Source organism: Pseudonocardia sp. MH-G8 (genome assembly GCF_002262885.1).
Taxonomy (GTDB): domain Bacteria; phylum Actinomycetota; class Actinomycetes; order Mycobacteriales; family Pseudonocardiaceae; genus Pseudonocardia.
This window is the reverse complement of sequence record NZ_NKYF01000010.1, coordinates 201,337-221,407: the sequence shown is the minus strand read 5'-3', so window position 1 is coordinate 221,407 and position 20,071 is coordinate 201,337. Positions and strand designations below refer to the sequence as shown.

Annotated in this window: 21 protein-coding genes; 19 read left to right on the top strand and 2 right to left on the bottom strand. The window is 70.0% G+C overall.

Going from position 1 to position 20,071, the window contains the following annotated elements; genetic code table 11:
* Positions 1–16 precede the first annotated feature (16 nt).
* Positions 17–661: a hypothetical protein gene (locus CFP66_RS23655; protein WP_143517359.1), complete on the top strand. Its 645-nt coding sequence runs from the start codon at positions 17–19 to the stop codon at positions 659–661.
* On the opposite strand, the gene CFP66_RS23650 is transcribed toward CFP66_RS23655, so the two are convergent.
* On the bottom strand, positions 625–975 hold the full coding sequence (locus tag CFP66_RS23650; protein WP_233159651.1) for an NADH-quinone oxidoreductase subunit A: 351 nt from the start codon (positions 973–975) through the stop codon (positions 625–627). The two genes, CFP66_RS23655 and CFP66_RS23650, sit on opposite strands and share 37 nt — an antisense overlap.
* A gap of 301 nt (positions 976–1,276) precedes the next feature.
* On the opposite strand from CFP66_RS23650, the gene CFP66_RS23645 reads away from it, so the two are divergent.
* The 3 genes from CFP66_RS23645 (at position 1,277) to CFP66_RS23635 (ending at position 3,880) form a co-directional block, all read left to right on the top strand.
* Complete coding sequence (locus CFP66_RS23645) at positions 1,277–2,713, top strand: MFS transporter (protein ID WP_094927311.1); 1,437 nt, start codon at positions 1,277–1,279, stop codon at positions 2,711–2,713.
* 101 nt (positions 2,714–2,814) lie between these two features.
* The gene (locus CFP66_RS23640; protein ID WP_094927310.1) at positions 2,815–3,342 is read left to right on the top strand and encodes a carboxymuconolactone decarboxylase family protein; all 528 of its coding nucleotides are present in this window, start codon (positions 2,815–2,817) and stop codon (positions 3,340–3,342) included.
* A 256-nt stretch (positions 3,343–3,598) separates the two neighbouring features.
* The gene (locus CFP66_RS23635) at positions 3,599–3,880 is read left to right on the top strand and encodes a metal-sensitive transcriptional regulator (protein WP_094927309.1); all 282 of its coding nucleotides are present in this window, start codon (positions 3,599–3,601) and stop codon (positions 3,878–3,880) included.
* Between the two features lie 197 nt (positions 3,881–4,077).
* Here the strand turns inward: CFP66_RS23635 and CFP66_RS23630 are convergent, their stop codons facing one another.
* Positions 4,078–5,313: an NAD(P)/FAD-dependent oxidoreductase gene (locus CFP66_RS23630; RefSeq protein ID WP_094927308.1), complete on the bottom strand. Its 1,236-nt coding sequence runs from the start codon at positions 5,311–5,313 to the stop codon at positions 4,078–4,080.
* Positions 5,314–5,431: 118 nt separating this feature from the next.
* Here CFP66_RS23630 and CFP66_RS23625 point away from each other — a divergent pair, with 118 nt between their 5' ends.
* The 15 genes from CFP66_RS23625 (at position 5,432) to CFP66_RS48610 (ending at position 19,936) form a co-directional block, all read left to right on the top strand.
* Positions 5,432–5,641, top strand: coding sequence for a heavy-metal-associated domain-containing protein (locus CFP66_RS23625; protein ID WP_094927307.1), 210 nt, complete (start codon positions 5,432–5,434; stop codon positions 5,639–5,641).
* A gap of 425 nt (positions 5,642–6,066) precedes the next feature.
* The gene (locus CFP66_RS23620) at positions 6,067–6,924 is read left to right on the top strand and encodes a transporter substrate-binding domain-containing protein (RefSeq protein WP_094927306.1); all 858 of its coding nucleotides are present in this window, start codon (positions 6,067–6,069) and stop codon (positions 6,922–6,924) included.
* 24 nt (positions 6,925–6,948) lie between these two features.
* The gene (locus CFP66_RS23615; protein ID WP_094927305.1) at positions 6,949–7,599 is read left to right on the top strand and encodes an amino acid ABC transporter permease; all 651 of its coding nucleotides are present in this window, start codon (positions 6,949–6,951) and stop codon (positions 7,597–7,599) included.
* The gene (locus CFP66_RS23610) at positions 7,596–8,417 is read left to right on the top strand and encodes an amino acid ABC transporter ATP-binding protein (RefSeq protein ID WP_094927304.1); all 822 of its coding nucleotides are present in this window, start codon (positions 7,596–7,598) and stop codon (positions 8,415–8,417) included. The genes CFP66_RS23615 and CFP66_RS23610 overlap by 4 nt, the downstream gene beginning before the upstream one ends.
* Positions 8,414–9,619 (top strand): aminotransferase class V-fold PLP-dependent enzyme, encoded by a 1,206-nt coding sequence (locus CFP66_RS23605; protein WP_094927303.1) that lies wholly within the window; start codon positions 8,414–8,416, stop codon positions 9,617–9,619. The genes CFP66_RS23610 and CFP66_RS23605 overlap by 4 nt, the downstream gene beginning before the upstream one ends.
* A 114-nt stretch (positions 9,620–9,733) precedes the next feature.
* Entirely contained in the window at positions 9,734–10,015 is a 282-nt protein-coding gene (locus CFP66_RS23600; RefSeq protein WP_094927302.1) for a metal-sensitive transcriptional regulator, read from the top strand.
* Between the two features lie 26 nt (positions 10,016–10,041).
* Positions 10,042–10,248: a heavy-metal-associated domain-containing protein gene (locus CFP66_RS23595; protein WP_094927301.1), complete on the top strand. Its 207-nt coding sequence runs from the start codon at positions 10,042–10,044 to the stop codon at positions 10,246–10,248.
* Positions 10,249–10,305: 57 nt separating this feature from the next.
* A complete protein-coding gene (locus tag CFP66_RS23590) occupies positions 10,306–11,277 on the top strand; it encodes a hypothetical protein (protein WP_094927300.1) in 972 nt (323 codons plus the stop codon).
* A 19-nt stretch (positions 11,278–11,296) separates the two neighbouring features.
* Complete coding sequence (locus CFP66_RS23585; protein WP_094927299.1) at positions 11,297–13,645, top strand: cation-translocating P-type ATPase; 2,349 nt, start codon at positions 11,297–11,299, stop codon at positions 13,643–13,645.
* A gap of 121 nt (positions 13,646–13,766) precedes the next feature.
* Positions 13,767–14,204, top strand: a complete 438-nt coding sequence (locus CFP66_RS23580) for a DUF6153 family protein (RefSeq protein ID WP_143517358.1) — start codon at positions 13,767–13,769, stop codon at positions 14,202–14,204.
* Between the two features lie 67 nt (positions 14,205–14,271).
* The gene (locus CFP66_RS23575; RefSeq protein ID WP_094927297.1) at positions 14,272–14,937 is read left to right on the top strand and encodes a DUF305 domain-containing protein; all 666 of its coding nucleotides are present in this window, start codon (positions 14,272–14,274) and stop codon (positions 14,935–14,937) included.
* A gap of 95 nt (positions 14,938–15,032) precedes the next feature.
* Positions 15,033–15,893 carry a F510_1955 family glycosylhydrolase gene (locus CFP66_RS23570; RefSeq protein ID WP_094927296.1) on the top strand — a complete coding sequence of 287 codons (861 nt, stop codon included), beginning with the start codon at positions 15,033–15,035 and terminating at the stop codon, positions 15,891–15,893.
* Between the two features lie 650 nt (positions 15,894–16,543).
* Entirely contained in the window at positions 16,544–17,635 is a 1,092-nt protein-coding gene (locus tag CFP66_RS23565; RefSeq protein ID WP_304528773.1) for a PLP-dependent cysteine synthase family protein, read from the top strand.
* Positions 17,635–19,194: an MFS transporter gene (locus CFP66_RS23560; RefSeq protein WP_094927295.1), complete on the top strand. Its 1,560-nt coding sequence runs from the start codon at positions 17,635–17,637 to the stop codon at positions 19,192–19,194. Before CFP66_RS23565 ends, CFP66_RS23560 begins: the two co-directional genes overlap by 1 nt.
* A gap of 109 nt (positions 19,195–19,303) precedes the next feature.
* Entirely contained in the window at positions 19,304–19,936 is a 633-nt protein-coding gene (locus tag CFP66_RS48610) for a hypothetical protein (RefSeq protein WP_198961622.1), read from the top strand.
* Positions 19,937–20,071 lie beyond the last annotated feature (135 nt).

The window sequence follows — 20,071 nt, the reverse complement described above, 5'->3', positions numbered from 1 at the left end:
GCCCGTGGTGACCCGCATGTCCCCCGTGACCTTCATGACCGCCGTGGCTCCCGCCGTGCTCGGCGTGGGCGTCGTCTCCATCGCCGGCATCGGCTCCATGGTGTTCCTGGCCGTGGTTCCCCTCGTGACCGTCGTCGTCCTGGTCGCGTGCAGGCCCGCAGTGGTGCTCACCATGCGCGTCCTCACCACGGCCCGCACCACCATCGTGCTCGGCCCGGTGCTCGGCGTCGCCGTGCTCCGCCCGGCTCTCGTGGTCACCGTGGGCCGGGGTTCTCGCCTCCCCTGGCCGGTCGAGGATGTCGGGTTCCTCGCGGCACTGGTGGTGCCGGTCGCCCAGTTCGGTAACGGCTCGGTCGAGCTCCACATCCACAGCAGCAGGCTCGATCACGGCGATGCGGGCCCGCGGGGCCGGGACCAGCGTCCAGATCCGATCGACAACGGCGGCGAGTTCGGGGCCGGCCGCGCCGGCAACGGCCACGATGTCGGCGTCGGCCGGAGCATTGGCGGCGGGCCATCCACGCCGGGCGATCGCGGCCTCGAGCGCGAGTCGAGCGGAGGGGCTGCCGGGCACAGCGACGACAAGCACATGAGGGCGTCGCTTCGCAACCCTGAGCAGCCACGACGTCACGTCCACCGGAGGGCTCCCTCGCGCCACGCGTAGAGCACTCCGGCGAGCAGGATGCCGAGGAACAGGAACATCTCGATCACGGACGCCACCCCGACCCGGGACACGACGAGCGTCCACGGGTACATGAACAGCATTTCCATGTCGAAGGCCAGGAAGACCATCGTCACCGGGTACCAGCGCACGTGGAAGCGGGACACCGCGTGCTCCGTCGGCGCTAGCCCCCCGGAGAACGTCGGGACGTCGTTGTGCATGTGCTGGACCGCCAGCAGCGAGGAGGCCGCGTAGCCCACCAGCACGAGGGCGACGGCTACCGCGAGCACCGCGAGCACCGGCACGAACTCCACCACGAGATCCACCTCCTGCCGTACCCGTATGGGGTGTCGCATCCTCTCCGAGGCGACGCGACCTGTCCAGGCGGATCAGCCCGTCCGCGTGCGGAGTCACACCGTAGGCGGACGACTGATCAGCCGAAGGAGGCGGGGTCGCGAGGCTCGACATGGGCGCCGTGAAGGCGACATCAGATGGATGCCGGGAACTGCTACCCCAGAGGGGTATTAGGCCGCTCGGGTGATCTTCCTGCCCACTCCTGCGAGACAGTGCTAGCCTCCGCCGCACCGCACTGATACCCCCTACGGGTAAGGAGTAAAAATGTCCACCACGACACCGGGAGCCGCACGGCGGCGGCTCGGGCTACTGGTCATCGCCGCCGCCCAGTTCATGGTCATCATGGACACCTCGATCATCGGAGTCGCGCTGCCGAAGATGCAGGCCGACCTCGGCTTCTCACCCGAGGGCCTGTCATGGGTCTTCAATGCCTACGTCGTCGCCTTCGGCGGGCTGCTGCTGCTCGGCGGCCGGCTCTCGGACCTGTTCGGCGCCCGCCGCCTGTTCGGCATCGGCTGGACCGTCCTGCTCGCCGGATCCGTGCTCGCCGGGGCAGCCGGCAACCCGGTGTGGGAACTGACCGGACGCGCGGTACAAGGAGCCGGGGCCGCGCTCATCGCCCCCGCCGCACTGACGCTGCTGATGATGCTGTTCGGATCCGAGCCCAGGGAGCTGACCCAGGCGCTGGCGCTCTACGGCGCCGCCGCGCCCGCGGGCGGCACCGCCGGGGTGTTCCTCGGTGGCGTGATCACCGAGTACCTCAGCTGGCCATGGGTGTTCTACCTCAACGTGCCGATCGCGCTGCTGATCCTCGCGGTCATCCCGACCGTGATGCCCGCCGGGGGCCGACGCCGCGGCGCGGTGGACACACTCGGAGCGATCACCGTGACCGCCGGGCTGGCGCTCGCTGTGTACGGCATCGTCCGCGCCCCCGAGGCCGGCTGGCTCGCAGCCGAGACGCTGCTCGCGCTCGGCGCCGCGATCGTGCTGCTCGCGGCATTCGTGATGATCCAGGCCCGTCGCCGCGACCCGCTGGTGCGGCTTGGGATCTTCCGCGCGCCCGATCTCGCCGCGGCCAACGTCGCCCAGCTGCTGCTCGGCGCCGCATGGATCCCGATGTGGTTCTTCCTGAACCTCTACCTGCAGCAGGTGCTGGGCTACACAGCGTTCCCCAGTGGTGCGGCGCTGCTGCCGATGACCATCGTGATCATGATCGGCATGATCGCCCTTGCTCCGCGACTGATCGCCCGGTTCGGTCCGAAGGCCCTCACGGTCTCGGGACTGACAGTGCTCGCGGCCGGCATGGCGTGGCTGGCGCTCGTCCGGCCGGACGGCAGCTTCTGGGTCGACGTCCTGCCTGCCTCGATCGTCGCCGCGCTGGGCATGTCGATGGCCTTCATCCCCACGCTCGGCACGGCGCTCTCGGCCGCCCGACCGGAAGAGGGCGGATTGGCCTCCGGCATCGTCAACACCAGCTACCAGGTGGGGTCGGCCCTCGGCCTCGCGGCGGTCACCGCGCTGGCAACAATGCAGGGCGCGGGAGCGCTGGGTGATCCGGTCCGGCTCACCGCGGGCTACTCGGCCGCGTTCGTCGGAGCCGCGGTCGTCGCCCTCAGCGCCGCCGTGCTCGTCGCCATCACCCTCGGCCGCGCACCACGTGGTGAGGACCAGCAGATGCAGGCGACTGACACAGCAGCATGAAGGCACGGCCGGCGGAATGAACGCGCCCGGCGCGTCGGCGGCTACGGATCTCCTTCCGAGCCGCCGACGCGGCGGGCACCCCCCACCCTCAAGGAGTTCCGATGCCACGCCTCACCGCCCTTGGCCCTGACAACGCGCCTTCCACGTCGCGCACCCTCCTCGCCGAGATCATCGATCGGCACGGCGACGCCGGCCCGATGGTGCGCACCATGGCTCACTCCCCCGCTCTGCTGCAGGGCTACCTCGAGCTGTCCCGGGCCGTGAAGCGGGCCGCCATCCCCCGTCCTCTCAGTGAGAAGATCTCCCTGGCCGTGCAGGAGTGGCTGGGGTGCGCGCTCTGCCTCGAGGCGCACACCGCTGCCGGCCGCTCCGTCGGACTCACCGAGACCGACATCTCACTGGCCCGCGAGGGCACGGCCACCGACGCCCGGGACGCTGCCCTGATCCACTATGCCGTGCGGATACTCACCGAACCTGACACGATCAGCGACGCCGACGTCGACGAGCTCCGTCGGCACGGCTGGAGCGACCGTGTCCTCGCCGACGTCATCGGCCTGGTCGCGCTCAACCAGCTCACGGGTGCGTTCAACCTGGTCGCCGGCCTGGAGCCGGTCGCGTCTTCGCCCTGATCGTCTTCTCGCTCGGAACCCAGGCGATGGTGCGCGACGAACGCGAGCGCCCGCAGCGCATCGGACCGCGAGGGCGAGCCGCAGCCGGACGGTCGGCGGCAGCGGCGCCTCGCCGGTAGTCCGTTGCGGGCTCGGATCCCGAAGGCGACCCTGTGCTCGTCCGCTGCCGGTGCCTGCACCCTTGGGGGGAGGACCACGCCATGCGACGCCGTCACCGCGGGGCCGCATAGTATGGGACTCCGCTGAGGAGGTACGGATGCACGGTTACACGCAGGACAAGGACGCCTACCTCAAGCGCCTGCGGCGCGTCGAAGGCCAGGTCCGCGGCATCGCCAAGATGATCGAGGACGACAAGTACTGCATCGACGTGCTCACCCAGGTCTCGGCCGCCACCAAGGCCCTCGAGGCCGTCGCGCTCGGCCTGCTCGACGAGCACCTCAAGCACTGCGTTGCGCAAGCCGCCGCTGACGGAGGCCAGATCGCCGACCAGAAGATCGCCGAGGCGAGCGCAGCGATCGCACGCTTGGTCAAGTCCTGACGAGGCATGCGCTCCAGCTGGCGCACCGGCCCCGGGACTCCCCGGCGCCCCGGCGGCTGAACACGCGCCGTGACGCCCGGACCCTCCTCAGCGCGGTCGGCCGCGCCCGCAGCACCGGGCGAGGTCGACCAGGACGTTGAGCACGATCCGCCACGGACCGATCCGCCGCTCCGCCGTGACGCTGATCTTCGCCCAGCTCATGCCGCTTCCCCCAGCACGTGGTCGACCTCGCCGATCTCGCCGCGTCGCGCGATCAGCCCTCGCAGCCGGTTGGCGATCCGGGCTCCGCCGACCCCGACGGCGGCGCTGATGCGCCCCTCGCGGTCCAACAAGGCGACCGTGAACCGTCCCTCCCCCACCGCGCCGTGGACGACGGCCTCGTCGATCGCGTCGTGCGCCGAGCCGACCATCGTCAGCTTCGTTCCGTGAACATACGTGCTGTATCCCGGCGGTCCGACGGACACAGCATCGTCGGCAGCCTCGGCGAGGCCGAGATCCGCGAGCACACTGGCGGCGGCGGTGCGCCCCTGCGCGAGCGCGGCTCCCCAATGCTCCGTACGGAGAGGAGTACCACCCGGCCCGGGAACGGCAGCGAGGTCGCCTGCGGCGTAGAACCCCCGGTGATCGAGCACCCGCATGCCGGAGTCGACCGACACGCCGTCCGACAAGGAGATGCCGCTGTCGCGCAGCCAGCCGACGGCCGGCCTGACGCCGAGGCTCGCCACGACGGCATCCGCCCGCACCCTGCTGCCGTCGTCCAGCGTCACGTTCACCCCGCCACCCACCCTCTCCACGGCGACGACTGCGGTCCGGGTGCGCAGATCGACCCCTGCCCGCAGGTGCTTGGCGTGCGCCCAACTCGCGACAGCTGCTCCCAGATGAGCGGAGAGCGGACGGTCCGCGAGATCCACGAGCGTCACCTCCACGCCCAAGGCCCGCAGGGAACCGGCGGTCTCAGCGCCGAGCAGACCGGCGCCGGCGATCAGGATGTGGCCGGAGCCGTGTCGAAGAGCTTCACGCAGGCGCAGGGAATCCGACGCGGTGCGCATCCCGAGGACCCTCGAGGCAGCGGCGGGTTCGATCGCAGCGGGGAGCGGGCAGGGGTCTGCGCCCGTCGCCAGGACGACCGCATCCGCCGTCATGCGAGGTCCATTCGCGAGCTCGACGATGCGGGTTGCCGCGTCGGCAGAGCGAGCTCGCCGACCGAGCTTCCAGGTGACACCGAGGTCGCGCAGACCAGGCAGCACGACATCCTGATCAATCGCCGCCCCGGTGAGCAAGCCCTTGTTCACCGTCGTGCGGTTGTACGGCAGCCGTTCCTCCGCACCCACCACGACGACCTCCAGCTGGGCGAGGAACTGCCCCAGCGCCGCTGCCGCAGCGCTACCTGCCGCGCCACCTCCAACGACGACCACACGCTGCCGCTCGACCATGCAACCCACCCATCATCCTCATACCACCCAGGGGTACTCGTTGTACCATATAGGGCTAGGGGGTATGTTCTGCCGAGCCCACGATGGGCGATCCACCCCGATGAGAGGAACGCACAGGATGACCAGCAGCACTTACACCGTCCAAGGCATGACGTGCGACCACTGCGCAGGTTCGGTGAGCTCCGAGGTCACCAAGATCCCCGGCGTCACCGACATCTCGGTCGACGCCAAGGCCGGCCGACTCACGATCATCAGCGACGAGCCCGTCCCGGCATCCGCCGTCGAGGAGGCCGTCGAGGAGGCCGGATACACGGTCGTTCCGGCGTGACCGGTGTCGCCACTCGGCCATGGCCGAGTGGCGACACCCCACGGCGAGCAAAGAAGCAGAACCTCGTACGATGCCGCGCGCACCTTCGCCACGCCGGCCACGTTCTCCAACAGGCAACAGGACCGAACCCTCTGGGCCCAGTCGGCGCCTCATCCAGTGACATCTGAGCGATGAGACAGGCCAAGGGGCACGACACCTGCGTGAACAACGGGCCACCCGATCGAGCGCTCGGCGTCCTCAGTCGGACACCGCGACGTCACGAGACGTTTGACACATACCCTACCCCGGCATAGGGTCGGCGCACTGTTCGGGGGACGCTCCAGCCGATTCACACGCAGGGTCACCAGCAGTCAGCTCCGTCGGATCACGGCGACTGTGATCCATCGCAGCACCGGCACCCGGGCGTGTGCGCCTGAGGAGGCGGCATGGCCAAGTTCCAACGGTCCCGCTCGATCCGACGACTCCTACCCCTACTCTCCGGCCTCATCGCACTGGTGGGCGCCACCACTGCCTGCTCTATCGGCACACAAAGCTCCGGCGACCTGCTCGATCGCGTGCGGGAGTCGGGCACGCTCCGGGTGGCCAACACACAGGCCAACCCACCGTGGAACTTCCTCGACGAGGCCTCTCGACCTGTGGGTTACGACGTCGACGTCACACACGAGTTGGCACGCCGACTCGGTGTGGCCGAGGTGGAGTTCATCCCTTCGAACTTCCAGAGCTTCATCGAGGGCGTCCGCGCGGATCGCTTCGACGTGGTCATCTCCGGCCAAACGATCACCGATGAACGCCGCGAGCAGGTCGATTTCTCGCGGCCTTACCAGGTGAACGGGGTCTCGATCTTCGTCAAGGCCGGCGAGAGCTCGATCGCCACTCTCGCCGACCTCGCCGGACGGAGCGTGGGCGTCTCTGCCGGCACGACGCAGGAGAAGATGGCCCGCGAGCAGATCGACGACGCCGACGTGCGGACCTACCAGAACGCCACCCTCGCACTGACAGACCTGGCTCGTGGCGGCGTGGACGCCATGCTGGTGTCCCGCTTCCAGGGCACCTTCCTCGCCCAGCAGAACGACCTGCCCGTGGAGCCTGCGGGTGAACTGCTGGAGCGCGAGGTCAACGCCATGACGTTCCATAAGGACTCGCCACGGTTCAAGCAGGCCGTCGACGACGCACTGGCGTCGATGATCGACGACGGCACCCTCACCAGGCTCTCGGAGCGCTGGCTCGGCGGCCTGGACATGGCGGCCGAGCTCGCGAAGCTACCGGTGGACCAGAACCGCTGAGTCGGAAGGCGAACGGAGACCGTCGTGGACTTGCTCACCAACTCCTTCCCCCAACTGCTGCAAGGGCTGGCGATCACCCTGTCGCTCGGCGTCGTGTCCTTCGTGCTGGGCTCCGCGCTCGGCGCACTGATCGCGCTCGCCCGAATCTCCGATGTGCGGTTCCTACGCGCAGTGGCGATCAGCTACGTCTCGATCTTCCGCGGAACCCCACTGCTGATCCAGATCCTCATCATCTACTTCGGCCTGCCGCAGATCGGCATCCAGCTCGAACCGATCCCCTCTGCCATCCTCGCGCTCACACTGTTCGCGGCGGCCTATCTCAGCGAGAACTTCCGGGGCGGGATCCTCGGCGTCGACATCGGGCAGTGGGAAGCGGCCAACTCGATGGGGATGCCCTACTGGCGAACGTTCCGCCGCATCGTGTTCCCGCAGGCGATCAGAGTGGCCACACCTGCCGTCGGGAGCCGGTTCATCGCACTGATGAAGGACACGTCGCTGGCGTCGGTCGTCACCGTCGTCGAGCTGACCCGGGTCGCCGAGAGCATCGGAAGTTCGACCTTCCGCTACATGGAGGCGTTCTTCCTCGTCGGGGCCGTCTACTGGCTGATCAACACCCTGCTCTCGATCGGACAGGGTGTGCTGGAACGCCGAATGGGAAGGGCGTACGCAACATGAACAGCACGCCGGTGCAGGTCGAGGGGATCCGCAAGAGGTTTGGTCGAACAGAGGTGCTGGCCGGCGTGGACCTGACCGTCCAGCGCGGCGAGGTCGTCGTCATCATGGGCTCGTCCGGCTCGGGCAAGACGACTCTCCTGCGCTGCATGAACCTCCTCGAGGAACCCGACGAGGGCAGGGTGAGCATCTGCGGCTGCGTGGTGCAGTGCGGCCGACGCGTTCGGGGTCGCAAGCACCGCCAGCAGGTGCAGCTCGCGCGCCAGCGCACCGGGATGGTCTTCCAGCAGTTCAACCTGTTTCCGCACCTGACCGCGCTGGACAACGTCATCGAGGGCGCCTGTCACGCGCGTGGCCTGCCCCGCACCCAGGCCGTCCCGCTCGGGGAACGCCTGCTCGACCGCGTCGGGTTGGCCGCGAAGCGCGACGAGCACCCCGCCCGCCTGTCCGGCGGGCAGAAGCAGCGGGTCGCGATCGCCCGCGCGCTCGCCATGGAGCCAGAAGTCGTCCTGTTCGACGAGCCCACCTCGGCACTCGACCCCGAGCTGCACGACGAGGTGCTCGCCGTGATCCGCGAGCTGGCCGCCGATGGCATGACGATGGTGATCGTGACCCACGAGACGCAGTTCGCGCGTGACGTGGCGGACCGCGTCGTCTTCATGGACGGCGGGGTCATCGTCGAGCAGTCCTCGCCCGAAGTCTTCTTCACCCGGCCGACGAACGTGCGCGCACGTTCGTTCCTCCGGCTCGTCGAACACCAGCCACCTCCACCGGTGGCTGCGGCGCACACCGACGTCGTCCACCACTCGGAGGGCGCATGAGCACCAGTGCACCCGAGCGTATCGATGCCATCGATGCCGCACGTGCTCGCCGCGAGACCCCCGGCTGCTCAGAGGTCGTGCACCTCAACAACGCCGGCGCGGCGCTCGTGCCGGCCCCCGTGCTCGACCGCGTCATCTCCCACCTGCGCCTGGAGGCTCGGATCGGTGGCTACGAAGCGGCAGCCCGCGAAGCGGCGGCCATCGAATCCGTGTACGACTCTGCTGCCCGCATGCTCGGCTGCGACCCGAGCGAGATCGCCCTCGTCGACAGCGCGACGCGGGCGTGGATGTCGGCGTTCTACGCCATTCCCTTCCGGCCCGGCGATCGGATCCTCACGAGTTCCGCCGAGTACGCCAGCAACTTCATCGCCTACCTGCAGCTGGCGCAACGCTACGACCTGAGTGTCGAGGTCGTGCCCAATGACGAGTCGGGACAGCTGTCCGTGCCCGCCCTGCGGGAGCTCATCGACGACCGGGTCCGGCTGATCTCCCTGACCCACATCCCGACCAATGGCGGCCTGGTCAACCCCGCTGCCGAGGTCGGCCAGGTGGCACGCGAAGCGGGTGTGCTGTACCTGCTCGACGCATGCCAGTCCGCCGGCCAGCTCCCGCTGGACGTCGAGGCGATCGGCTGCGACCTGCTCTCCATCACCGGACGCAAATACCTGCGGGGACCCCGGGGGACAGGACTTCTGTACGTGCGTCGTGAGGTCCTCGACGACCTTTCACCACCGATGCTCGATCTGCACTCGGCGACGTGGGTCGCCCGCGACCGCTATGAGGTGCGGCCGGACGCGCGTCGGTTCGAGACCTGGGAGAGCAACATCGCCGCCGGACTCGGACTCGGCGCCGCCCTGGACTACGCCACGGGTTGGGGGCTGCCGGCGATCCGCGACCGCGTCTACCAGCTCGGCGAGGACCTGCGCGAGCGGCTGTCGGAGTTGCCAGGGGTTCGCGTTCACGACATCGGTCGGGAACGGTGCGGCATCGTCACCTTCTCGACCGTGGACGTGCCACCGCTCCAGGTGAAGGAGCTGCTGGCTGGGCACGGCGTCAACGTCAGCGTCACTCGCGCCCCCTCCACCCGTCTCGACATGGAGGCTCGGGGACTCGAGGAGCTGGTGAGGGCCTCGGTCCACTACTACAACGCCGACGCGGACTTGGACCTGCTGTGCCGGATCCTGCGCGATCGCACTCTGTGATCGGGTCGTCGGCGGCCCCCGACGCTTGACGAGCGCCTACCGGTGACGGCCCCACCTCCACCCCTCCCTAGGGTACCCCCCTATGGTATATTGGCCGAGTACGGAGGAGGAGAGATGAACGGCTACGCCCAGGACAAGGACGCGTACCTCAAGCGGATGCGTCGCATCGAGGGCCAGGTCCGCGGCATCGCCAAGATGATCGAGGACGACAAGTACTGCATCGACGTGCTCACCCAGGTCTCCGCGGCGACCAAGGCCCTCGAGGCCGTCGCCCTCGGTCTGCTGGACGAGCACCTCAAGCACTGCGTCACGCAGGCGGCCGCACAGGGCGGCACGTTGGCCGACGAGAAGGTCGCCGAGGCGAGCGCCGCGATCGCGCGGCTCGTCAAGAGCTGACTGCCCTGCCGAGAAGGAGCCGAGAGATGAGCGAGAGCACCTACACCGTCACCGGCATGACCTGCGAGCACTGCGTCGCTTCGGTCACCGAGGAGATCAGCGAGATCGACGGCGTCAACGCTGTCGCGGTGGATCTGCCCACCGGGGCCGTCACCGTCACCAGCACCCTGCCCGTCGCCGAGGCGCGCATCCGCGCCGCCGTCGAGGAAGCCGGTTACCAGCTCGCCGGTTGACGCCGGAGGCCAGCCGCAGGGCTGCCACCTGAAGAGAACACACAGAGAGAACGGGACATGAACACCGCAGCGAAGCTCTCCGCCTACGGTGCGGCGCTCGCCCTGGTAGTCACGGGTGCGTACGCCACAGGCACCGCTGTCGGTCCCCTCTACACCGCCACCGCCGATTCCGGCGCACACGGTGCAATGTCGGGCGCAGCACCCTCGGGTGATGGGGACGCCGGGCACGGGGACACCCACAGCGGCACCGTCGCGGAGGCCGCCGACCAGCCCGCCGGGCTGGCGTCGAGCAGGGGCAGCTACACCCTCACGCCCACCGATCCGACGCTGGCCCCGGGAACCTCCGAGGGCTTCACCTTCCGCATCATCGGGCCGGACGGCACGCCGGTCACGGCGTTCGACGTCGAGCACGACAAGCGGATGCACCTGATCGTCGTGCGCCGCGACACCACCGGCTTCCAGCACGTCCACCCCGAGATGGCTGCCGACGGCACGTGGGCGGTCCCCCTCGTCCTGCCCGCGGCCGGCTCCTACCGGGCATTCGCCGACTTCACGCCGACCGGTGGCGAGGGAACGACGCTAGGCGTCGACGTGGCTGCTCCGGGCGCGTTCGAGCCTGTCACCCACCAGCCCACGCGCACTGCGTTCGTGGACGGCTACGAGGTGCAGCTCAGCGGCGACCTGGTCGCCGGGCAGGCCTCCCCACTCACCCTGACCGTGCGCAAGGACGGCCAGCCGGTCACCGACCTGCAGCCCTACCTCGCTGCCTACGGACACCTCGTTGCGCTTCGCGAGGGCGACCTGGCCTACCTGCACGTGCACCCCGAGGGAACGCCGGGCGACGGCCGCACCCCGGCCGGACCGGAGATCCGATTCGTCGCCGAGGTGCCCAGCGGGGGCAGCTACCGGTTGTTCCTGGACTTCCAGCACAGCGGCGTCGTCCGCACGGCGGAGTTCACGGCCGCCACGAGCGGGTCGGCTCCCGCCGCGGATCCGGGCGCCCCAGCCGAACACGCCGACGGCCACTGAGCAGGAGAGGACTCGGATCATGAGCACCACCACGACGGCCCCATCCGGTGCTGCTGTCACCGACATCGAACTGGCCATCGGCGGCATGACGTGCGCGTCCTGCGCCAACCGGATCGAACGCAAGCTCAACAAGCTCGACGGCGTCACCGCCACCGTCAACTACGCCACCGAGAAGGCGCGAATCAGCGCGCCGGAAGGCGTGGACCCCGCCACCCTCGTGGAGCAGGTCGAGGCGGCCGGCTACACGGCTGCGCTGCCGCGGCCCCGGGCCGCACACGATAACGAGGAGCAGTCCGAGGAGAGCGACCCGACGATCGCGCTGCGCAACCGCCTGATCACGAGCATCGTCCTGTCGGTCCCTGTGATCGCGATGGCGATGGTCCCCGCACTCCAGTTCACCTACTGGCAGTGGATCTCCCTCGCCTTCGCCGGGCCGGTCGTCGTCTGGGCGGCGTGGCCGTTCCACCGCGCAGCATGGGCGAACCTGCGCCACGGTGCCGCGACCATGGACACGCTGATCTCGATGGGTGTGCTCGCCGCGTTCGCCTGGTCGCTCTACGCCCTGCTGCTCGGAACCGCAGGCGTGCCCGGGATGACCCACCCGTTCGAGCTCACCATCGCCCCGAGCGACGGCGCGGGGAACATCTACCTGGAGGTCGCGGCCGCTGTCACAACGTTCATCCTGGCCGGGCGCTACTTCGAGGCCCGCTCCAAGCGGCGGGCAGGCGCAGCCCTCCGCGCACTGCTCGAGCTCGGGGCGAAGGAGGTCGCCGTCCTGCGTGACGGCCCGGCCGGAACGGACACCGAGGTCCGGATCTCCATCGACCAGCTCGCTGTCGGCGACCGGTTCGTGGTCCGGCCGGGTGAGAAGATCGCCACCGACGGCGTGATCGAAGACGGGTCCTCAGCAGTCGACGCCTCGATGCTCACCGGCGAGTCCGTCCCCGTGGAGGTCGCACCCGGCGACTCCGTCGTCGGCGCGACGGTCAACGCGGGTGGCCGGCTGGTCGTGCGGGCCACCCGCGTCGGTTCCGACACGCAGCTCGCGCAGATGGCCAAGCTCGTCGAGGACGCCCAGAACGGCAAGGCCGCTGTGCAGCGGCTCGCCGACCGCATCTCCGGCGTGTTCGTGCCGATCGTCATCGCCCTGGCCGCCGGAACGCTCGGGTTCTGGCTCGGCACCGGCAGCGGTGCCGCGGCCGCCTTCACCGCCGCGGTGGCGGTGTTGATCATCGCTTGCCCCTGCGCGCTGGGGCTGGCGACGCCCACCGCGCTGCTCGTCGGTACCGGGCGTGGCGCGCAGCTGGGGATCCTGATCAAGGGGCCGGAGGTGCTCGAGTCCACCCGCCGCGTCGACACCGTGGTCCTCGACAAGACCGGAACAGTCACCAGCGGGCAGATGAGCCTGGTCGGGGTGCACGTCGACACGACGGACGGCGCCGACGAGGCCGAGGTCCTGCGGTTGGCCGGGGCGCTGGAGAACGCCTCTGAACACCCGATCGCCGCCGCGGTCGCGCGTGGAGCGCAGGACCGCCTCGGCACCCTCCCCGACGTCGAGGAGTTCACCAACGTCGAAGGGCTCGGGGTGCAGGGCGTGGTCGACGGGCACGCGGTGCTCGTCGGGCGGGCGGCGCTGCTGGAGCAGTGGAGTCAGCCGCTGACGCCCGCTCTCGCCGCCGCGAAGGCAGCGGCCGAGGCCGAGGGCCGCACGGCGATCGCCGTCGCCTGGGACGGCACTGCCCGCGCCGTACTGGTCGTGTCGGACACCATCAAGCAGACCTCGGCACAGGCCGTCGCCCAACTCCGCGGGCTCGGCCTCACCCCGGTGCTGCTCACCGGGGACAACACGGCGGTGGCGCACGCGGTCGCCGCCGAGGTGGGGATCGACGAGGTCGTCGCCGAGGTGCTTCCGGCCGACAAGGTCGATGTCGTCAAGCGCCTGCAGGCTCAGGGGAAGATCGTCGCCATGGTCGGCGACGGGGTGAACGACGCCGCCGCCCTCGCTCAGGCCGACCTGGGCCTGGCCATGGGCACCGGCACCGACGTCGCCATCGAGGCCAGCGACATCACCCTCGTCCGCGGCGACCTGCGGGCCGCGGCTGACGCGATCCGGCTCTCCCGTCGCACGCTCGCCACGATCAAGGGCAACCTGTTCTGGGCGTTCGCCTACAACGTGGCTGCCCTGCCGTTGGCCGCCTCCGGCCTGCTGAACCCGATGATCGCCGGTGCGGCGATGGCGTTCAGCTCGGCGTTCGTGGTGGCCAACAGCCTGCGGCTACGCCGGTTCGCCTCGCGGGCCGACGAGCAGCCCAGCGCGGTCGCCACCGAGGACCAGCGCCGGCGTGAGGTGGCGGCGATCCCGAGTTGATCCTTGTGCGAAGGCGTCGCCGGCCCTGCACCGGGCCGGCGACGTCCCCTGCTTCCCGGCCACTGCGCCGCTCTTCCCCCGAGAGCGGTGCACGCCCGCGTCTCCGGCATGATGGAAGCCAGTGGACCCGCAGGCAGTCGTGACGCGAGGCCGTGCCGTTGGCGTGGCCCGGCTCGTCCTGCTCCTCCTCGCCGCCGTCGGCTTCCTGGCCATGCACGGGCTGGCGGCGACCGACCCGCTCGGCGCGCACCACACTCCGATCACCACGGCGGGGCCGACGACCGAGGCCGCCACGATGGAGCACATGGCGGGGACCGACCGCTCGACGCCCACCGCCGTCGCCTCGGTGTCGGATCCGCACGACACCGACAGCCACGCGATGATGACGGCGTGTGTGTTCGTGCTGCTCAGCGCGCTCGCCGGCATCGCACTCCGCGCGCTGTTCGGCAGGATCGACGGCACGCCACCGACTCTCCTCCGGATCGCTGCGAACGGGCGGCAGCGGACCCGTGCACCACCACACCCGATCTTCCTGTCCCTCTGCGTGTTCCGGCTGTAGAGACAGCAACCCGGCGCTGACCGGGCTGCTCGTCCCGCACAGTCACCTTCCGCAGAGGAGTTCTTCCATGTCCAAGATCCGCATGTCCGCGCGCACCTGCCTGGTCGGCGGCGCACTCGCGCTGTCCCTGACCCTGTCCGCCTGTGCCGGTGCATCGACGCCGGCAAGCGCCCCTCCGAGCACGCCCGGCGAGGCGTCCCCGAGCGCTTCGGCGTCGCAGGGGGTCAGCACGGAGCACAACGAGGCGGACATCCGCTTCGCCCAGATGATGATTCCGCACCACCGCCAGGCCGTGGAGATGGCCGAGATGGCCGTCGAGCGCACGGAGAACCCCGATGTGAAGGCCCTCGCCGAGCAGATCCAGGGGGCTCAGGACCCGGAGATCGCCACGATGACCGGCTTCCTTGAGGCCTGGGGCGCCGAGGTCCCCGATGACGGCGGCATGGCCGGCATGGACCACTCGGGCATGCCCGGGATGACGGACCCAGGTATGTCCGGTATGGACGGCATGATGACGCCGGAGCAGATGGAACAGCTGCAAGGCGCCACCGGCGCTGCGTTCGACAGGATGTTCCTGGAAATGATGATCACCCACCACGAGGGGGCCGTCCGCGATTCCGAGCGTGAGCTGGCGGAGGGCGTGAACCCCCAGGCCAAGGAACTCGCAGCGCAGATCATCGAAGCCCAGAACGCGGAGATCGCCCAGATGCGGCAGATGCTGCAGACGAGCTGAGGCAGTCCGTTCACCTTCCGGCCGGGGGAGCGCTTCGTGCTTCCCCGGCCGTCTCCGCCGCTGAGGAGTCGCTGTGCGCATCCGTCCGCATCCTCTTGCCCCTCGCCGCAGCAGCCGCTGTCGCAGGTTGCGCTGCTCCCGGTCCCTCGCCCGGCACCGGTACCCCCCGCCAGGAGGCCGGTTCCGACCCCGGGTTCGGCCACGTCCACGGCATCGATCTGAACCCGGCGGACGGGCTGATCTACGTCGCCGGCCACAACGGCGTCTTCCGGCTGGGCCCCGAGGGCCCGCATCGGATCGCCGACCGCTACCAGGACACGATGGGCTTCGTCGTTGCCGGCCCGGATCTGTTCCTCGCCAGCGGCCACCCCGACGTCCGCGAACCCGGGCCCACGCACCTGGGGCTCATCCGGAGCACCGACCGCGCGCAGACGTGGGCGAGCGTCTCCCTAGCCGGCGAGGCGGACTTCCACTCCCTCACCGTCACGGGGGCGACGATCTGCGGGTTGAACTCCACCGACGGGCTCGTCATGCGCAGTGACGATCACGGTGAGAACTGGCGACGCGGCGCCGAGCTCGGGATGGCATACCTCGAGGCGGATCCGGACGACCCCCTGCGAGTGCTCGCGACGACACCGGACGGGCTGCAGGAGAGCACCGACGGCGGGTTGACGTTTACGGCCGCGAGCGAGCAGCCACCACGCCTGCTCGCGGTCGTCGACCACACCGAGGAGGACGGCGCCGAGGCGGATCCGGTCCTGGCCGGCGTCGACGGGGACGGCGGCGTCTGGGAGTTCAGGGATCCGGCATGGAGCCAGACCGGCGCCCTCCCCGGCGCACCGCAGGCATTCACCGCCCTCGCCCCCGGCCGCTATGCCGCAGCCACGGCCGAGGGCGTGCTCACGTCGGATGACGGCGGCCGCACGTGGAGGGTGATCACCGCGCCGACCGGCTGAGAGCGGTGCGCCGCTTTTCAACGCGAGCCAGCAGATCGGCGGTGCGCTCGGCGTCGCCGCGCTGACCGCCGCCAGCGATCGTCGCAGGAGATTCGTCCATTCGTGCACACGGGCGGGCAGTGCTCACTGATTGCTCACTGTTACTTTGTCGTCACTGTGAGCGGCAGACGAGCGGATGCTGGTGCACGGCACCTGACGCCCACTGCTGCGCTCCTCGTCCTCACCGCCCTCTTCCTGCTCATCTTCTCCGCACCGTGCGTGCACCTGCCAGGTGCCACGCAGACGGGGTCGGGCACTACCTCCACCGTTGGTCCTGCTGCGGCCGGCGGAGAGGATGGATCCTGCACAACGGCCGTCGAGAACATCACCACGACGGCCCGGGGCACGGAAGCGCCGCGCGGCGATGTGGACGTCGCACACCGGGTGCCGCCCGTTCCCGAGGTGGAGCCGGCGCGCTCGTACCTGCCCGTCGCTGTCCGTGCTCATCCCCGGCAGCCACACGGTCACAGTCTGTTGCTCCTGCTGGAGATCGCAAGGACGTGAGGAGCCGCCGCGGAACGCCGGGGAAAACGCCCCCCTTCCGCGCCAGCGACCGCTCCCCTCCTTGCGCGCCGATCTGGCGCGCGCGATCCCGATGAGGACGACACACAGTGGAAACAACCCTGGAACCACGCCGCCCGGCCGTCGACGTCACCACCCGACTGTGCGCCGCCGTCGGAGACACCCCTGTCATGTTCATCGACGAGCCGTTCACCCCGCGCGGTACCGGGTACTGGGCGAAGCTCGAGGGCGCCAACCCGGGGGGCATCAAGGATCGTCCCGCCCTCCACATGATCCGATGCGCCCGTGAGCGCGGCGACCTCCGACCGGGGGCCCGCATCGTGGAGTCGACCAGCGGCACCCTGGGCCTCGGCCTGGCACTGGCCGGCATCGCCTACGAGCACCCGGTGACCCTGGTCAGCGACCCGGGTATGGAACCCATGATGGTGCGGATGTTGCGCGCCTACGGCGCACAGGTCGACGTCGTCGACCGCCCCTCGCCGCAGGGCGGCTGGCAGGAGGCGCGCCGCGAGCACGTGCGCGACCTGCTGGCCCGGGACCCCGATGCCTACTGCCCCGACCAGTACAACAACCCGGACAACGTGGCGGCGTACGGCCCCCTGGCCCGAGAGCTCCTGTCCCAGGTGGGCCGGATCGACGTCCTAGTCTGTTCGGTCGGAACCGGGGGGCACTCCGCCGGCATCGCAGCGGAGGTCCGCCGGCACCAGTCCGAGATGCGGCTCGTGGGCGTCGACGCCACCGGCTCGACCATCTTCGGGCAGCAGGCCCGCCCTCGGCTCATGCGCGGTCTCGGCTCGAGCATCTACCCCCGGAACGTGGACTACGACGCCTTCGACGAGGTGCACTGGGTGGCCCCCGCGGAGGCTGTCTGGGCGTGCCGGGCCCTGGCAGCCAGCAGCTACACGAGCGGCGGATGGAGTGTCGGCGCAGTCGGCCTCGTGGCGGGCTGGGCGGCCAGGACGCTCCCGCCCGGAACCCGGATCGTGGCGATCTTCCCGGACGGACCCCAGCGCTACTTCGACACCGTCTACAACGACGACTACTGCCGGACGCACGGCCTGCTGGGGGTGCGACCGGCGCGCGAACCCGACCTCCTGGTGCACCCGGCGCACCGCAACGTGGAGCGCTGGACGCGATGTGCCAGCGTGCTTGATCCCCGCGCCAAGCCGGGGTTCGGCTGATGCGGGCGTTCGCCCAGTACCGGTCGTTCCCGCGGCCGGTGCAGCTGCTGCTGCTCAACCAGCTCACCATCAACATCGGGTTCTACATGCTCGTGCCCTACCTCGCTGCCCACCTGTCCGGTGAGCTGGGCCTGGCGACCTGGCTCGTAGGGCTCGTCCTGGGCGTGCGCAACTTCGCCCAGCAGGGGATGTTCCTGCTGGGCGGCAGCCTCGCGGACCGCTTCGGGTACAAGCCACTCATCGTCGCGGGCTGTGCCCTGCGCACGGTCGGGTTCGGACTGCTCGGGGTCGTCGACTCCGTCCCTGCGCTGATCGCGGCCTCCGCGGCGACCGGGTTCGCCGGCGCCCTGTTCAACCCGGCCGTGCGGGCCTATCTCGCGCAGGACGCCGGAGAGCGCCGTGTGGAGGCGTTCGCCCTGTTCAGCGTGTTCTACCAGGCCGGCATCCTGCTCGGCCCCCTGATAGGGCTCGCCCTCACCGGAGTCGCGTTCTCCCTCACCTGCGCCGTCGCTGCGGCGGTGTTCGCACTGCTGACCGTGTTGCAGGTCCGAGCCCTGCCGCAACGATCCGGCGCCGCGGACACCGCCAGGGAGTCGATGCTGTCGACCTGGCGCTCCGTGGCGAGCAACCGGTCGTTCGTGCTCTTCGCCGTGGCGATGATCGGCTCTTACGTGCTCTCCTTCCAGGTGTACCTGGCCCTGCCCTTGCAGGCGAACCTGGTCATGCGCTCGGAGCTCGGGGCGAGCGGGGCCGTCGCAGCGGTGTTCGCCGTCTCCGGCCTGGTGACGATTCTCGGTCAGCTGCGGGTGACGGCCTGGTGCCGTCAACGTCTCGGACCTGGCCGGTCCATGGGCATCGGCCTCGCCACAATGGGCGCGGCCTTCGTCCCGTTGCTGGTCGCCGAGCTCATCCCCGTCGAGCCGACCGGCGGCGCTGCCGTCGTGGTCGGGCTGGTCGCGCTGATCACGGCCTCGGCGGTGCTCGCGCTCGGCACCGCGATCGTCTTCCCCTTCGAGATGGACACCATCGTCTCGCTGTCCGGTGGCCGGTTGGTTGCCACGCACTACGGGCTCTACAACACGGTGTGCGGCGTGGGGATCATGCTCGGCAATCTGGGCACGGGCTGGGCGATGGATCTCGCGAGGACCCGCGGCCTTCCCGCCGTTCCGTGGCTCGCGCTCCTCGTCCTCGGCCTGATCTGCGCCGTCGCACTCCGGTCGTTGCGGCGCCGGGGGCTGCTACCCGCCGAGCCCGAGGCGAAGCGCGCGGGAGGTCGGCACCGCTCGTCCCGCCGGGGGCACAGAGACCGCCCGGCGCACGCGACTGCCGGGACCACTGCTTTTCAACCCCCATCCCCCACACCTGTCGGGCACGAGCCGGCAACGGAGCCGCTGAGGTCGTACAGCGTCGCGCCCTTGTTCCGGCCGGCACCGCCGCCCCGGCCGGCTCCCGCTCGTCGCCCTGATCAGCACATCGGCCTCAGGCGGACCCGCGGCGGCTACGAGTGGCGACCTTCTGCCCTTACAGTCCGGGAGCATCGTCGAGACTCGGCGCCGTGAACGCGTTCCCCGACCTCTAGCGCGGATCTCCATTGCGGCGGCCCTCACCGAGAGGCAGGACGTGGCACGGCAGCACTCCCCCCACATCCTCCTGCTGGGCCACGCGGCGGTGGCCACCACCGTCGCCACCGTCGGTACTCTCACCGTCGTGCAGGGCGACACGGTTCCCACCATGCACGAGAGCCTGCTGGCCGCGAGCTCAGCATCCGAGGACCTGCCACCCGGGATCTCGGGGTTGCGCGCGAGTGTCGAACCGGTCACCCCTGACCCGGAGCCGTTCGATCCTGCTGCGCTGGTCAAAGCGGTGGGCTTCGAGCACGCTCGAGCCGAGCGTGAGGCACGTGCCCGGGAGGCCGCTGCGGAACGAGCCCGGTGCGAGGCCGACAGAACCGGCTTCGGTGCGGTCAAACCGTGGGTCGCGCAGGCCGGGGGGCTCCTGCGCTGCGAGTTCGACATCGCCACAGTCGGCGGTGTCGCCCAACGTGCCACCGCATCCGACCATCCCCGCGGTCTGGCCATGGATTTCAAGGCCGATCGTGCAACAGGGGACGCGCTCGCCGACTGCGCGCTGGACAACATGCGAGCCCTCTCGGTCAAGTACGTCATCTGGCGGCAACGAATCAACTACGGCGATGGCTGGGAGCCCATGGAGGACCGAGGCTCCGCAACGGGCAACCACATGGGTCATGTCCACATCTCGTTCGACAGCCGCCCCAGCGGCGCCGACCCGGCGTCCTGCTGATCGCCAGCTCAGCGGCGCTTCAGCCGATCGCCGGTACTGTCGCTTTCATGCGGCTCGTCCCTTCCCGCCTCCGACACCTCGCTGAGGTGTCGGAGGACCGAGGGTGCTCGCCTTCGGGCGATCCGGGGGCGGCCA

Excerpts from the sequence above, each read along its gene's own strand:
- CFP66_RS23655 (WP_143517359.1), top strand. The coding sequence starts at position 17 with ATGTCCCCCGTGACCTTCATGACCGCCGTGGCTCCCGCCGTGCTCGGC.
- CFP66_RS23645 (WP_094927311.1), top strand. The coding sequence starts at position 1,277 with ATGTCCACCACGACACCGGGAGCCGCACGGCGGCGGCTCGGGCTACTG.
- CFP66_RS23640 (WP_094927310.1), top strand. The coding sequence starts at position 2,815 with ATGCCACGCCTCACCGCCCTTGGCCCTGACAACGCGCCTTCCACGTCG.
- CFP66_RS23635 (WP_094927309.1), top strand. The coding sequence starts at position 3,599 with ATGCACGGTTACACGCAGGACAAGGACGCCTACCTCAAGCGCCTGCGG.
- CFP66_RS23630 (WP_094927308.1), bottom strand. The coding sequence starts at position 5,313 with ATGGTCGAGCGGCAGCGTGTGGTCGTCGTTGGAGGTGGCGCGGCAGGT.
- CFP66_RS23625 (WP_094927307.1), top strand. The coding sequence starts at position 5,432 with ATGACCAGCAGCACTTACACCGTCCAAGGCATGACGTGCGACCACTGC.
- CFP66_RS23620 (WP_094927306.1), top strand. The coding sequence starts at position 6,067 with ATGGCCAAGTTCCAACGGTCCCGCTCGATCCGACGACTCCTACCCCTA.
- CFP66_RS23610 (WP_094927304.1), top strand. The coding sequence starts at position 7,596 with ATGAACAGCACGCCGGTGCAGGTCGAGGGGATCCGCAAGAGGTTTGGT.
- CFP66_RS23605 (WP_094927303.1), top strand. The coding sequence starts at position 8,414 with ATGAGCACCAGTGCACCCGAGCGTATCGATGCCATCGATGCCGCACGT.
- CFP66_RS23600 (WP_094927302.1), top strand. The coding sequence starts at position 9,734 with ATGAACGGCTACGCCCAGGACAAGGACGCGTACCTCAAGCGGATGCGT.
- CFP66_RS23595 (WP_094927301.1), top strand. The coding sequence starts at position 10,042 with ATGAGCGAGAGCACCTACACCGTCACCGGCATGACCTGCGAGCACTGC.
- CFP66_RS23590 (WP_094927300.1), top strand. The coding sequence starts at position 10,306 with ATGAACACCGCAGCGAAGCTCTCCGCCTACGGTGCGGCGCTCGCCCTG.
- CFP66_RS23585 (WP_094927299.1), top strand. The coding sequence starts at position 11,297 with ATGAGCACCACCACGACGGCCCCATCCGGTGCTGCTGTCACCGACATC.
- CFP66_RS23575 (WP_094927297.1), top strand. The coding sequence starts at position 14,272 with ATGTCCAAGATCCGCATGTCCGCGCGCACCTGCCTGGTCGGCGGCGCA.
- CFP66_RS23560 (WP_094927295.1), top strand. The coding sequence starts at position 17,635 with ATGCGGGCGTTCGCCCAGTACCGGTCGTTCCCGCGGCCGGTGCAGCTG.